The organism is Flavobacterium tyrosinilyticum, from assembly GCF_023656565.1.
Classification (GTDB): domain Bacteria; phylum Bacteroidota; class Bacteroidia; order Flavobacteriales; family Flavobacteriaceae; genus Flavobacterium; species Flavobacterium tyrosinilyticum.
The window spans coordinates 1,181,518-1,195,437 of record NZ_JAMOKG010000003.1; the positions used below are offsets into that span (position 1 = coordinate 1,181,518).

Here is a 13,920-nt window from a genome sequence, read left to right on the forward strand (position 1 = left end):
AACATTATACATAAAAAAGAATCCCAAACTCCAGAATTGGAATTTGGGATTTTTTATATTGAAAATTAAATCGAATTAGATTTTATATCTTTTTCTATCTGTTTCGCTTAAGTAGATTTTTCTTAAACGTAAAGATTTTGGAGTAACTTCAACATACTCATCTTTTTGGATATACTCTAAAGCTTCTTCTAATGAGAATTTGATAGCTGGAATAATTCTAGCTTTATCATCAGCTCCAGAAGAACGTACGTTAGAAAGTTTTTTCGTTTTAGTAACGTTAACCGTCATATCGTCGCTACGAGTATTTTCTCCAATTACCTGACCTTCATAGATATCCTCGTTAGGATCAACGAAGAATTTACCACGATCTTGTAATTTATCAATAGAGTAAGGAATAGCTTTTCCGTTTTCCATAGAGATTAACGAACCGTTGTTACGTCCAGGAATTTCTCCTTTGTATGGTTCGTACCCGATGAAACGGTGTGCCATAATAGCTTCACCAGCAGTAGCAGTAAGCAATTGATTTCTTAAACCAATGATTCCACGAGATGGAATATTAAATTTAACAATCATACGCTCTCCTTTACCTTCCATAGAAAGCATTTCTCCTTTACGGATCGTTACAAACTCAACCGCTCTACCTGAAAGGTTTTCTGGCAAGTCGATAGTTAATTCTTCAATTGGCTCACATTTCACACCATCAACTTCTTTGATGATAACTTGTGGCTGACCAATTTGAAGCTCGTATCCTTCTCTTCTCATTGTTTCAATAAGAACAGATAAGTGAAGTACACCACGACCAAAAACCATGAATTTATCAGCAGAATCAGTTTCTCCAACTTTCATCGCTAAGTTTTTCTCAAGCTCTTTTGTTAATCTCTCACGAATATGTCTAGAAGTAACAAATTTACCTTCTTTACCAAAGAAAGGAGAATCGTTAATTGTAAACAACATACTCATAGTTGGCTCGTCGATAGCGATTGTTTGTAAAGCTTCTGGATTTTCAAAATCAGCAATAGTATCACCAATTTCGAAACCTTCAATACCCACAACAGCACAAATATCTCCAGCAACAACCTCTTCTACTTTTCTACGGCCTAAACCTTCAAAAGTGTGTAACTCTTTAATTCTAGATTTGATGATTTTACCATCTCTTTTTACCAAAGAAATTGGCATTCCTTCTTTTAAAGTTCCTCTTTCAAGACGTCCGATAGCGATACGACCTGTAAATGAAGAGAAGTCTAAAGATGTGATCAACATTTGAGGAGTTCCTTCAGAAACTTTAGGAGCTGGAACATTAGCAATAACCATGTCTAATAATGGCTCAATGTTTTCTGTTTGATTTTTCCAATCATCAGACATCCAGTTGTTTTTAGCAGAACCGTAAACCGCTGGGAAATCCAACTGCTCTTCAGTAGCACCTAATTCAAACATTAAATCAAAAACTTTCTCGTGAACTTCTTCTGGAGTACAGTTTTCTTTATCTACTTTATTGATAACTACACAAGGTTTCAATCCTAAATCGATCGCTTTTTGCAAAACGAAACGAGTTTGAGGCATTGGACCTTCGAAAGCATCAACTAGCAAACAAACACCATCGGCCATGTTCAATACACGTTCTACTTCACCTCCAAAATCGGCGTGGCCAGGAGTGTCGATAATATTGATTTTTGTTCCTTTATATTGAACCGATACGTTTTTAGAAGTAATTGTAATACCTCTCTCACGCTCTAAATCATTATTATCTAAGATTAAATCACCTGTGTTCTCGTTCTCACGAAATAACTGACAGTGATACATAATTTTATCAACCAAAGTTGTTTTACCGTGATCGACGTGGGCAATAATTGCAATGTTTCTAATAGATTCCATCTGTGATTTTTAATGGGCGCAAAGGTACACTTTATTTTTTAAAAAAAAATGTTTCTGCCATAGTTTGCGTATATACAATCAATTAGTTAATATAAATCCTAAAAATATCGGTTCCAAAATGACATTAACATACGTTTAGTTATAGTTAAATTAACTATATTTGAAGTGATGAAAAGTAAAACTCTCCAAATTACTCTTATTTATACCATCATCTCGATAATTATGGCGGTCCTATGTCATAAATTACTCATAATCTACTTTTCCTCATCAGAATTTCTATATCTATCCTTAGTAAAAGATGTTATATTTATTCTAATTACAGTATTGGTTTTTAGCTTTATCCTTTCAAAAAACGAAAAAAGAAACATAACTATTTTTGAAAAGTTAAACAAAACCAACGAAGAAATAAAAGAATCTAATGAGAAATATGACATTGTAGCAAAAGCAACCAGCGATACTATTTGGGATTGGAAAATTCAAGAGGACAGTATTAATTGGAATAAAGGAATTGAAGGTGTTTTTGGCTATGACCCAAAAGAAGTAGGAAAAACTTCTAAATGGTGGTTTGACAAAATTCACCCAGAAGACAGTATCCGAATGTCAATAAAACTATATTCTTTTATAGAACAAAAAACTGAAAAATGGCAAGATCAATACCGTTTTAGATGCGCTGATGGATCGTACAAATATGTTCTTGATCGAGGTTTTTTATTAAAAGATGAAAACGGAAGAGCCATCAGAATGATTGGAGCCATTCAAGATATCACAAAACAAAAGGAAGAAGAACAGCGATTAAAACTTTTAGAAACCGTAATTACACAATCTAAAGATTCTATTTTAATTACTGAAGCCAATTCTTCTGAAAGAAAAATACCGAAAATAGTTTATGTAAACCCTGCATTTTCTCAAATGTCAGGCTATCAGTCAAACGAAATCATTGGCAAATCGCCAAACATTTTCAAAGGACCAAAATCGGATTCAGATGAATTAAAAAAACTTTTGCGAGCCATAAAAAACGAAGAGGAATGTTTAATCGAAACCATTACATACACTAAAAGTAAAGAAGAATATTGGGTACGCTTTTCTATGATTCCTATTTTTAATAATGAAGGCGTTATCTCGCATTGGATTTCGATACAAAGAGATATTACAGATGAGAAAAAATTAGAAACAGAAAAAGAACATCTTATTCGAGAATTAACACAAAACAATAAAGACTTAAAACAGTTTTCTTACATCACATCGCACAACCTTAGAGCTCCACTTTCTAACTTAATCGGACTATTAAATTTAATAGAAGATATTCCGATCGAAAATGAAGAGCTAGAAGAAATATTAGCCGGATTTACAAAATCGACTCATTTACTAAACGAAACCATCAATGATTTAGTAAAAGTTATCATTATAAAAGACAATCCTTCGATGCAAAAAGAGGAAGTGTCTCTAAAAGAAGTTTTTGAAAATGTATTCAGCCAGCTTTCATTTCAGATTGAATTACACAAACCTATAATTAAGCTTAAATTTGATAAAGTCCCTGAACTCATTACCAATAAAGCCTATATAGAAAGCATTCTATTAAATCTGCTTACTAATTCTATAAAATACAAATCAGAAAATAGAAAATTAAAAATATCAATAACGGCAGAACAAATAGAACAAAAAACAATCTTAACCTTTAAAGACAACGGAATCGGAATTGACTTAGAAAGAAATCGCGACAAAGTATTTGGACTTTATCAAAGATTCCACAATTATCCCGACAGCAAAGGTTTAGGATTATACCTTGTAAAATCGCAGGTAGAAACCATGGGAGGAACAATCTCTATCGATAGTGAAGTCAATAAAGGAACTACATTTACAATAACATTTAAAAATTAATTATTATGCTTGAGCAGATTTTATGCATCGATGATGACCCCATCACACTGATGCTATGCAAAAAGGTAATTTCAAAATCTTCATTTTCACACGAAGTTATTACAGCTCAAAACGGCGAAGAAGCTCTTCATCATTTCAATGTTTTAAAATACACTAACGATCAAGCTAAGAAAAGACCAGAATTAATTTTTTTAGATTTAAACATGCCAATTATGGGTGGATGGGAATTCCTAGACCATTTCACTTCTTCAGATTACAAAGAATTTAATACCGTTCCAGTAATCGTATTATCTTCCACTATTGATCCCGAAGATCTTGCTAAAGCAAAAAAATATCCTATTATAATAGATTTTCTTTCCAAACCTATTACACAGCCAATGCTGGAATACCTTAAAAAGAAAATTGATTTAGAGTGAAAAATTCCAAAAATTAAATTCCAAATACCAAAACCTTCAGTACAAAATTACATTAAGGTTTATAAAATTCTTAAAACTCCAATATTTTAAATTCCAAATTCCAATCTTTTCACATATCGGAATTTGGAATTTATTTTTTATTGGAATTTCATTTACATGTGGAGTTAAAACAAAAAAAAGTCCTCTAAGAAGAGGACTTTTATATATCTTACAAATTGTATTAATTACAATTTAGCAACATGTTTCGTTAATTTAGACTTCAAGTTAGAAGCTTTATTATCGTGAATGATGTTCTTTTTAGCTAATTTATCAATCATAGAAATTACAGTTGATAATTTTGCAGTAGCATCAGCTTTATCAGTAGCTAATCTTAACGCTTTAATAGCATTACGAGTAGTTTTATGCTGGTATCTGTTAAGAACTCTTCTTTTTTCGTTACTTCTGATTCTTTTTAATGCTGACTTATGATTTGCCATTTTCTTTTAATTTTAGATGTAATAATTATTATAAATACTAGTTAAAAAAGAAAAACCTCCCACAATTGCAAAACAATCACTTTGGTTTTAACTAATAAAACAAAAACCGAGACACCAATTTTTGTTTTACAAAACTTATTTACAACTAATTTGTAGTCCGTAGGGGAATCGAACCCCTGTTACCAGGATGAAAACCTGGCGTCCTAACCCCTAGACGAACGGACCAATATTCTCCTAAGTTGGAAACTTTTCAATATGTAATATAACTTGTAGTCCGTGGGGGAATCGAACCCCCCTTACCAGGATGAAAACCTGGCGTCCTAACCGATAGACGAACGGACCGCGCTTCTGTATTGCGGATGCAAAGATACATCTATTTTTTATTTGCGCAACACCTAATGCAAAAAAATCTATATTTTTTTAATACGCCTTAGCAAAAAGCACTCTTTTAGAAGAAGGTTTCCCAGTAAACACACAGGTTCCCGCCTCTTCTACAGCATCCAAAGGAATGCAACGAATCGTCGCTTTTGTCAACTCTTTTATCTTCTCTTCTGTCTCAGCAGTTCCATCCCAATGAGCAGATAAAAAGCCTCCTTTTCCTTCTAAAACTTCTTTAAATTCCTCAAAATTATTTACTTCCGTAATATGAGTATTACGATAATCTAATGCTTTTGTAAATAAGTCTGTTTGAATCTGCTCTAAAAGATCATTTACGTGTTCAACGATTTTTTCGTTAGAAACCACTTCTTTTGTCAAATTATCACGTCTTGCCACCTCAAAAGTTCCGTTCTCAAGATCTTTTGGACCAACTGCAATTCTAACAGGCACTCCTTTAAGTTCCCATTCTGCAAATTTAAATCCTGGCTTTTGCGTTGTTCTATCGTCAAACTTGACAGTGATTTTCAATTTTCTCAATTTAGCTGTCAAATCCTTAACTGCCTCTGTAATTTGAGCCAATTGTTCATCTGTCTTATATATAGGAACAATTACTACTTGAATTGGAGCCAAATTAGGAGGCAACACCAATCCTTGATCGTCAGAATGAGTCATAATTAACGCCCCCATTAAACGAGTAGATACTCCCCAAGAAGTTCCCCAAACATGCTCTTGCTTTCCTTCAGCATTAGCAAACTTAACATCAAATGCTTTTGCAAAGTTCTGCCCTAAGAAGTGAGATGTTCCCGCTTGTAATGCCTTCCCATCCTGCATTAATGCTTCAATACAGTACGTTTCATCTGCTCCAGCAAAACGTTCTGTTTCAGTTTTAAAACCTTTTACAACCGGAATCGCCATGAAGCTTTCTGCAAAATCAGCATAAACATTCATCATTTTCTCTGATTCCTCAATTGCTTCATCTTTTGTAGCGTGAGCTGTATGCCCTTCCTGCCATAAAAACTCAGCAGTTCTTAGAAATAAACGTGTACGCATTTCCCATCGAACCACATTAGCCCATTGATTAATTAACAAAGGTAAATCTCTATAAGATTGTACCCATCCTTTATATGTAGACCAAATAATAGCTTCACTTGTAGGTCGAACAATAAGCTCTTCCTCTAATTTTGCATTTGGATCAACCATTAGTTTCCCAGGTCTATCCTCATCATTTTTCAACCTATAATGCGTTACAACAGCGCATTCTTTCGCAAATCCCTCAGCATTTTTCTCCTCTGCCTCAAACATGCTTTTCGGTACAAACAAAGGAAAATATGCGTTTTGATGTCCAGTTTCTTTGAACATACGATCCAACTCAGCTTGCATTTTTTCCCAAATAGCATATCCGTATGGTTTTATTACCATACATCCTCTAACTCCTGAATTTTCAGCTAGATCTGCTTTTACAACCAGTTCGTTATACCATTTCGAATAATCTTCTGATCTTGTAGTAAGGTTCTTACTCATATTATATTTTTTGGCACAAATTTTGTTTTATACAATTTTAACTAAATAGTTTGACAAAACTAACTAATTTTGTAATGTGCAACAATAAAAAACACCACAGATATGAAAACTTACCTTTCACTCCGCCAAAACTCTAATCATTTTTACTTAATCGGATTACTGAGTTTACTGCTTGCATCATGTGGTTCTTACCAAAATTCATCTTATTACGATAATGATGGAGTATACGGTGGTTCATCAGTTAAATATGTACAAACAGGTACAAACAATCAATACAAAGAATATTTCAGATCATTACAAGATGACAATCAGCCGACTGAGATATTTACAGACGTTGACAATTACACTAACTATTCAGACAGTACCCAAACTGCCTCTGCAGGTTATCCTGCATGGGGAAGCAGCAGCTCTGATGTTTCTGTAAATTTTTACTCTAGTCCATCATGGTCATTCGGATTTGGATGGGGCTACCCTTATTACGGCTACGGTTATGGATATGGATGGGGGCACCCTTATTACGGATGGGGCTACCCTGGATGGGGATATCCAGGATGGGGTTACCCAAGTTGGGGATATCCATACTACGGCTACAATTATTCTTACAACTATGGAAGAAGAGGCTCTGCAGGCTATTATGGTGACAGAAACTATGCTTATAACAGAAACTACAGCACCAATAGAGGCTATAGCACTAACAGAAACTATACTACAAATAGAGGAAGTTACACAACAAATAGAAATTATACCACAAACAGATCAAACGGATACACTGACTTCAGAAGTTCTAATATGAATGGAAGAACAAGCAGCCCTACATTTACAAACAGAAGATCTTACGACAATAGCTCAAACTACAACAATAGCAATTACAGCAATAGAAGATCTTATAATAATAGCGGAAATACTACGACAAATAGGACTTACACACCTAGCAACAACAGCGGCTCATCAAGAACCTATGCTCCTAGCAATAGTGGATCTTCAAGAAGTTACGCCCCTAGCAATAGCGGTGGAGGCTCTAGATCATACAGCGGCGGCGGTGGAGGCGGTGGCGGAATGAGATCTGGCGGCGGTGGCGGTGGAGGCAGAAGATAATTCTTCCTCAACCCTCTAAATTTCTAACTTAAACTTATCAAAATGAAAAAAATATTTTTCCTATTTATAACAGGACTAACTGTCAGCGCGTCATATTCACAAGAAGTTTCAGATGCTTTACGTTATTCTCAAGAAAATCTTACCGGTACTGCACGCTACAGAGCCATGAGCGGTGCCTTTGGAGCAGTTGGAGGAGACATTTCTTCTTTAAGTGTTAACCCAGCTGGATCTGCAATTTTTAATAGCAATCAAGTTGGAGTAACATTTAGCAATCAGAACATTAAAAACAATTCTAATTACTTCGGAACTGAAACATCAGATAAAGAGAACTCTTTTATCCTAAATCAAGCAGGAGGTGTTTTTGTATTTAAAAATAACAATCCAAATGTTGGATGGAACAAGATTGCGATTGGTGCAACTTATGAGAATACCAATAATTTCAATAATGAAGTTTTTTCTGCAGGAACGAATCCTACCAATTCAGTTGGCGGTTATTTCTTAGATTATGCAAATGGAATTCCTTTAAAATATATAGACGGTTTAGACTATAGAGATTTAAATTATACAGAACAGCAAGCCTATATGGGATACTGGGGACATGTCATAGACCCAGTTGCTATTGATCCAGAAAACACTCAATATTTAAGCAACATTCCTCCAGGCGGGAACTATTACCAAGAAAACGAAGTTTACACTAGAGGATACAATAGCAAAATAGGATTTAATATTGCAACTTCCTATAAAGATCGACTTTATCTTGGTGCCAACTTAAATGTTCATATAACTGACTATAGAAGATCTACAAGTTTTTACGAAGACAATAACAATCCGTTACAGCCATACGAAACAATTTCAAATTTACGCTTCAACAACGAACTTTACACATACGGAAATGGTTTTTCTTTCCAACTTGGGGCAATAGGAAAAGTGACAGACAACTTTAGACTTGGTCTAGCTTATGAATCTAATACTTGGTACGAATTGTACGATGAAGCTTCTCAAAGTATATATACAACCAGACAAGCAGACGGTGGGCCAGCAATAAACGCTAACGTAAATCCTAATGTTGTAAACGTTTACGAATCGTACACTTTACAAACTCCAGACAAATGGACTTTCAGCGCCGCTTATGTTTTTGGCAAATCTGGTTTATTAAGCGTTGATTACGGTATAAGAAATTATGGCAACAGCAAATTTAAACCTACAAATGATGCTGGATTTAGAGAAATCAATAATGATATAAGCAATACTTTAACCAGCACGGGCGAACTTCGAATTGGTGCTGAGTACAAAATAAAACAATTAAGTTTAAGAGGTGGATACCGTTATGAAGGAAGTCCTTACAAAAACGGAATTACAGTTGGTGAATTAAACAGCTATTCTGCCGGTTTAGGTTATAATTTCGGATCTACAAAACTTGACTTAGCTTACTCTTATTTAGAAAGAGAGTCAAATCAAGGTTTCTTTACAAGAGGATTTACAGACGGAGCTAATATTACCTCAAAACTGAACAATGTTACTATGACTTTATTATTTGAATTGTAATTAAAAATCAAAATAGATGATTGAAATTTCCGTCAGGTTTTTATCTGGCGGATTTTTTTTATCCTTTCAAAAACCCTTTAATTCAAATCTAACTCAAAAAACACAAGCAACTAGAAGAGTTAACTTCATAAAAAACAGCTAAAACAAACTGCAAACTAGTGTTGTTTGAATAAAAAAAGTGTAATTTTGCACTCCAATTTATAAAAGTATGAGAACCAAGTCTTTAAAAAAGAACAAAATTAACGTAATCACTCTTGGGTGTTCAAAAAATGTTTATGACAGTGAAGTCCTTATGGGACAGCTGCGTGCAAATGGAAAAGAAGTTGAACATGAAGCTCCTGCAGAAAAAGAAGGAAACATTATTGTAATCAATACTTGCGGGTTTATTGATAATGCAAAAGCAGAATCGGTAAATATGATTTTGGAATATGCAGACAAAAAAGACAAAGGACTTGTAGACAAAGTTTTCGTAACAGGATGTTTATCTGAGCGTTATAGACCAGATTTAGAAAAAGAAATTCCGAACGTTGACCAGTATTTTGGAACAACAGAATTACCTCAATTGCTAAAAGCTTTAGGCGCAGATTATAAACATGAATTACTTGGAGAGCGCTTAACTACAACTCCTAAAAATTATGCTTATTTAAAAATTGCTGAAGGATGCGATAGACCTTGTAGTTTTTGCGCAATTCCGTTAATGAGAGGTTCTCATGTTTCCCAACCAATTGAAAAATTAGTAAAAGAAGCTCAAGGTCTTGCTAAAAATGGGGTTAAAGAATTAATATTAATTGCTCAAGATTTAACTTATTATGGTCTTGATCTTTATAAAAAACGTAATCTTGCAGAATTACTTGAAGCTTTAGTACAAGTGGAAGGAATTGAATGGATCCGTTTACACTATGCTTTCCCAACCGGTTTCCCTATGGATGTTTTGGAAGTAATGAAACGCGAACCTAAAATCTGTAATTATATAGATATTCCGCTACAGCACATTTCAGATTCGATTTTGAAATCAATGCGACGTGGTACAACTCAAGCAAAAACTACTCAGTTATTAAAAGATTTCCGTGCAGCAGTTCCTGGAATGGCAATTAGAACAACATTAATTGTTGGTTACCCTGGTGAGACTCAAGAAGATTTTGAAATTTTGAAAGATTTCGTTCAGGAAATGAAATTTGACAGAATGGGATGTTTTGCTTATTCTCACGAAGAAAACACTCATGCTTATTTACTAGAAGACAATGTTCCAGATGATGTAAAACAAGCTAGAGCAAACGAAATTATGGAATTGCAATCTCAAATTTCTTGGGATTTGAATCAGGAGAAAGTTGGTAAAGTTTTCAAATGTATTATTGACAGAAAAGAAGGAGCTCATTTTGTAGGACGTACAGAGTTTGACAGTCCAGATGTTGATAACGAAGTTCTAATTGATGCTTCTAAACATTATGTAAAAACTGGAGAATTTGTTAATATCAAGATAATTGAAGCAACAGAATTTGATTTATACGGAGAACCTGCTTAAATTTACACTTAACTATTGCTAACATTAGACAAAATACTTTTATGAAACTTACGCTAAACTTAATTATTTTCGTTTTCACTTTATTCTGTTTCAATACTGTTTCTGCTCAATACGGAAACGGATACTACAATAATGGTTATGGTAACGGTTATGGACGAGGCGGCGGAATGGGCATGGATAGAAGTATGATGGCTGGTCCGCAAAGCACACCAAGCAAACCTAAGGAAACTCCTCCTGAGCAAACTGCAGCATTGATTGTAGATCAGATGAAACAGCAGATCAATTTAGATGAATTGCAGTCAATTGCAATTTCGAATGTTTTGGCTGACAGTATACGTGAGCAAGGTATTTTATTAAAAAACGAAAACAGTAATCAAGATCAAAAAATTGAGCAGATAAAAGCTTTACGCGAAAGTACCGATAAAAAAATTAGCGCTTTTTTAAATCCAGACCAAGTTGAAAAATATAAAACTTTTATGGATTCTTTAAAAGAAGTAAAAAAGACCAAATCAAAAAAGAAAAAAGATAAAGATTCTAAAGAAGACACCAAAGAAGTAAAAGACGCACCAGATACGAAAATTTCAGAATAATCGTTATTAACTATAAAACAACGAATTATGACAAAAAAGCATTTTTGTTATCTCATTTTAGCTATTATAATTAGCTCTTGCTCTACAAATCCGTACAAGACTACTGAAAAAGCTTATGATCAGCAACTGAAAACTTTAGAAAACCAGATTACAAGCAAAGAATCCAAAACAATTCCTGCGGTTCCACCTTTGGCAATTGACACTTCTTACGCACAACAACTGGGAATCGTAAAAGACACTTTATCTAAAACCGGCTCTACTTATTTGGTAAACGGAATAAATACGGAATGGGTTGGTACTGTAAATTTTAATTTAAGAAAACCAAGTTTTGTTATTATTCATCATACTGCACAAGATTCGCTGCAACAGACGATTAATACTTTTACAAAAACCAAAACTCAGGTAAGCGCTCATTATATCATTTCTGAAAACGGAAAAGTGGTACAGATGCTTAATGATTATCTAAGAGCTTGGCATGCTGGAAATTCTACTTGGGGAAAAACAACAGATTTAAACTCTTGTTCAATTGGTATTGAATTAGACAATAATGGCTTTAAACCTTTTACCGAGGCGCAAATTAACAGCTTAATGGCTTTATTAACTAAACTTAAAAAGGATTACAACATTCCTACACAAAACTTTTTAGGCCATGCAGATATTGCACCAGGAAGAAAACAAGATCCGAGCGCATTGTTTCCGTGGAAAATTTTAGCAGAAAAAGGATTCGGAATTTGGCCAGACGAAGTCTTAGAACCTGCTCCTTTTGATTTTAAAATTGAACCAGCGCTTAGAATAATAGGCTATAATACTAAAAATTTGAGTGCCGCAATTCAAGCTTTTAAACTGCATTATATCCAAACTGATGCAACTTCAGTCTTAGATAGAAAAACCATCGATACTATTTATTCGATTTACAAAAAACAGATCCAATAAATAAAAATTAATTTTTAAAAACATACAACGCATTTCTAGATTTTAGAAATGCGTTTTTTTATTCCATAATAATATACCATAATACGGTTAACGATTCATATATCAAAAAAAACGTGCTGCGGCGTGTCTCTACAATCCTATTAATCGATTGACTATTTACGATTTGCAAAAAGACGTTCTGCGGTGCGTTTCCACAATATAAATCATATTAATCAATTTACCATTACGATTCGTAAAAGACGCACTGCGGTGCGTCTCTACAATCATATAAATAAAACACACAGCAATTTTAAACAATGATTAAACAGCATTCATAACTCATAACTTAAAACTCATCACAATGTAAAAAAGCTGCCAAAACATTAGAATGTTTCGACAGCTCCAAAAAAAAAAAAAAAAAATATCAATCTTTATCTCTAGAAAGAGTATGTTGTTGCAATTAAACCATAGAAGCTTCCACCTGTTGGCAATGCATTTTTGTCTAAAAATACATCCTCAGAAGCCGCATCGTATCTTAACTCAGGAATTATGGTAAGCTTACCAACTTTGTAATTTAAAGAAACTGTGTTGGCAAATACACTTGATCCTGCTAAAGTTCCTAAACTTGGAGCGGCATCTTTAGCATCAAAATATTCTATTCTGTAAGCCAAAAGTAATGCTGGATTGAAAGTATAATTAGCATAACCCACTACAGAAAACCAATCTCCGTCTAAATTACTATCAAAATCATTTGTTGTTTTTGCATAAGTTGCATTTAATCCAAGAGCGAAACTATCACTAATTGTTTTAGATGCAGTTAAATCAAACTGCGTTTTATTTTCGTCTGAAACTGGAATTGTACTTCCTGGAATTGGATTACTACTTCCTGTTGTAAAATTCAAATAAGCACTTCCTGTATCTCCAATATATCCTACTTGCCCGATGAATGTTTTTTGGTAAGAACCTGCGTCCATAGCCGATTTAAAGTCTGTCGGGTTGGTTAATCCTAACATCGCAGTAAAGTGACCTGAAGTATATTGTGCCTTAACCCCAGTATTAAAAAATGGCCCATACGAAAACGCATACGACATACTGTAATTTTTATTATCTACTGCATCTAACACTTCATATCCGATGTGGGTTCCGAAACTACCCGCGACTACCTTAAACTCTTCAGTTAAATTGTATGTAAAAAATAATTGTTTAATCATAAATTTTGCGCTTGCATCTTTATCTGGCGTTTCATTATATGAAAATTCAGCTGCTCTTTTTCCGAAACCTAAGTCTACAAAAACAGAAGCTTTTCCAAAAGTATGACCTGCTTCAATCGATGCCATTCCTAATTCGAATGAATTCTGTGAGTTGGTAAAGCTCGTTAATCCATTCATTTGTTTTGAAAAATCATATTTATAGTACGCATCTGCAGAACCTCCCCATGTGGTTGCTGGAGCGGTAGCGGCTGCTTCCTCTTCTTGGGCAAAGGCAAAAGAACTTGTTAACATCGCGGCTAAAATGTGAAATGCTTTTTTCATGTTTTAATTTGGTTTTTAGTTATTAATTGATTCTGGTTAGTTAATCTTTTATATATCTATTTTAATAGTATAAGTCATTTCTAAAACCTTTCATGCGCCCTTCAAATCATCATCATTTTCATTAGCGAATTTATTAACTTTTGTATGAGTAGAATAATTCGAAACTGCTTTTTTGACGTTTTA

At 34.1% G+C, this 13,920-nt stretch carries 11 protein-coding genes and 2 tRNA genes; 7 read left to right on the plus strand and 6 right to left on the minus strand.

All coding sequences use genetic code 11. The features are described from left to right. Positions 1 to 75 precede the first annotated feature (75 nt). Entirely contained in the window at positions 76 to 1,872 is a 1,797-nt protein-coding gene (gene typA, locus NCC77_RS19370) for a translational GTPase TypA (protein WP_250837069.1), read from the minus strand. A gap of 168 nt (positions 1,873 to 2,040) precedes the next feature. On the opposite strand from typA, the gene NCC77_RS19375 reads away from it, so the two are divergent. Both NCC77_RS19375 and NCC77_RS19380 read left to right on the plus strand, forming a co-directional pair. Continuing rightward, positions 2,041 to 3,750, plus strand: coding sequence for a PAS domain-containing sensor histidine kinase (locus NCC77_RS19375; protein ID WP_250837070.1), 1,710 nt, complete (start codon positions 2,041 to 2,043; stop codon positions 3,748 to 3,750). A 5-nt stretch (positions 3,751 to 3,755) separates the two neighbouring features. Further along, positions 3,756 to 4,166 (plus strand): response regulator, encoded by a 411-nt coding sequence (locus NCC77_RS19380; RefSeq protein ID WP_248727859.1) that lies wholly within the window; start codon positions 3,756 to 3,758, stop codon positions 4,164 to 4,166. A 224-nt stretch (positions 4,167 to 4,390) separates the two neighbouring features. On the opposite strand, the gene rpsT is transcribed toward NCC77_RS19380, so the two are convergent. The 4 genes from rpsT to proS all read right to left on the minus strand — a co-directional run bounded on the left by rpsT (position 4,391) and on the right by proS (position 6,541). Further along, complete coding sequence (gene rpsT, locus NCC77_RS19385) at positions 4,391 to 4,642, minus strand: 30S ribosomal protein S20 (protein ID WP_073417115.1); 252 nt, start codon at positions 4,640 to 4,642, stop codon at positions 4,391 to 4,393. 153 nt (positions 4,643 to 4,795) lie between these two features. Continuing rightward, positions 4,796 to 4,867 (minus strand) — tRNA-Glu (locus tag NCC77_RS19390). 45 nt (positions 4,868 to 4,912) lie between these two features. Continuing rightward, positions 4,913 to 4,984 (minus strand) — tRNA-Glu (locus NCC77_RS19395). A 78-nt stretch (positions 4,985 to 5,062) separates the two neighbouring features. Beyond that, positions 5,063 to 6,541, minus strand: coding sequence for a proline--tRNA ligase (proS, locus tag NCC77_RS19400; protein WP_250837071.1), 1,479 nt, complete (start codon positions 6,539 to 6,541; stop codon positions 5,063 to 5,065). A gap of 102 nt (positions 6,542 to 6,643) precedes the next feature. Between proS and NCC77_RS19405 the strand changes: the two genes are divergently transcribed. From NCC77_RS19405 to NCC77_RS19425, 5 genes are all read left to right on the plus strand, one after another. Then, entirely contained in the window at positions 6,644 to 7,636 is a 993-nt protein-coding gene (locus NCC77_RS19405) for a hypothetical protein (RefSeq protein WP_250837072.1), read from the plus strand. 42 nt (positions 7,637 to 7,678) lie between these two features. Beyond that, positions 7,679 to 9,181 carry an OmpP1/FadL family transporter gene (locus tag NCC77_RS19410; RefSeq protein ID WP_250837073.1) on the plus strand — a complete coding sequence of 501 codons (1,503 nt, stop codon included), beginning with the start codon at positions 7,679 to 7,681 and terminating at the stop codon, positions 9,179 to 9,181. Between the two features lie 208 nt (positions 9,182 to 9,389). Then, entirely contained in the window at positions 9,390 to 10,703 is a 1,314-nt protein-coding gene (gene rimO / locus NCC77_RS19415; protein WP_250837074.1) for a 30S ribosomal protein S12 methylthiotransferase RimO, read from the plus strand. Between the two features lie 41 nt (positions 10,704 to 10,744). After that, on the plus strand, positions 10,745 to 11,293 hold the full coding sequence (locus NCC77_RS19420) for a hypothetical protein (protein ID WP_250837075.1): 549 nt from the start codon (positions 10,745 to 10,747) through the stop codon (positions 11,291 to 11,293). A gap of 27 nt (positions 11,294 to 11,320) precedes the next feature. Further along, a complete protein-coding gene (locus NCC77_RS19425; RefSeq protein ID WP_250837076.1) occupies positions 11,321 to 12,226 on the plus strand; it encodes an N-acetylmuramoyl-L-alanine amidase in 906 nt (301 codons plus the stop codon). 416 nt (positions 12,227 to 12,642) lie between these two features. Here NCC77_RS19425 and NCC77_RS19430 read toward each other — a convergent pair whose 3' ends face one another. Further along, the gene (locus NCC77_RS19430; protein ID WP_250837077.1) at positions 12,643 to 13,737 is read right to left on the minus strand and encodes an outer membrane beta-barrel protein; all 1,095 of its coding nucleotides are present in this window, start codon (positions 13,735 to 13,737) and stop codon (positions 12,643 to 12,645) included. Between the last annotated feature and the right edge of the window lie 183 nt (positions 13,738 to 13,920).

Coding starts and splice junctions, on each gene's coding strand:
- typA (WP_250837069.1), bottom strand. CDS start 1,872: ATGGAATCTATTAGAAACATTGCAATTATTGCCCACGTCGATCACGGT.
- proS (WP_250837071.1), bottom strand. CDS start 6,541: ATGAGTAAGAACCTTACTACAAGATCAGAAGATTATTCGAAATGGTAT.
- NCC77_RS19405 (WP_250837072.1), top strand. CDS start 6,644: ATGAAAACTTACCTTTCACTCCGCCAAAACTCTAATCATTTTTACTTA.
- NCC77_RS19375 (WP_250837070.1), top strand. CDS start 2,041: ATGAAAAGTAAAACTCTCCAAATTACTCTTATTTATACCATCATCTCG.
- NCC77_RS19425 (WP_250837076.1), top strand. CDS start 11,321: ATGACAAAAAAGCATTTTTGTTATCTCATTTTAGCTATTATAATTAGC.
- NCC77_RS19410 (WP_250837073.1), top strand. CDS start 7,679: ATGAAAAAAATATTTTTCCTATTTATAACAGGACTAACTGTCAGCGCG.
- NCC77_RS19420 (WP_250837075.1), top strand. CDS start 10,745: ATGAAACTTACGCTAAACTTAATTATTTTCGTTTTCACTTTATTCTGT.
- NCC77_RS19430 (WP_250837077.1), bottom strand. CDS start 13,737: ATGAAAAAAGCATTTCACATTTTAGCCGCGATGTTAACAAGTTCTTTT.
- NCC77_RS19380 (WP_248727859.1), top strand. CDS start 3,756: ATGCTTGAGCAGATTTTATGCATCGATGATGACCCCATCACACTGATG.
- rpsT (WP_073417115.1), bottom strand. CDS start 4,642: ATGGCAAATCATAAGTCAGCATTAAAAAGAATCAGAAGTAACGAAAAA.
- rimO (WP_250837074.1), top strand. CDS start 9,390: ATGAGAACCAAGTCTTTAAAAAAGAACAAAATTAACGTAATCACTCTT.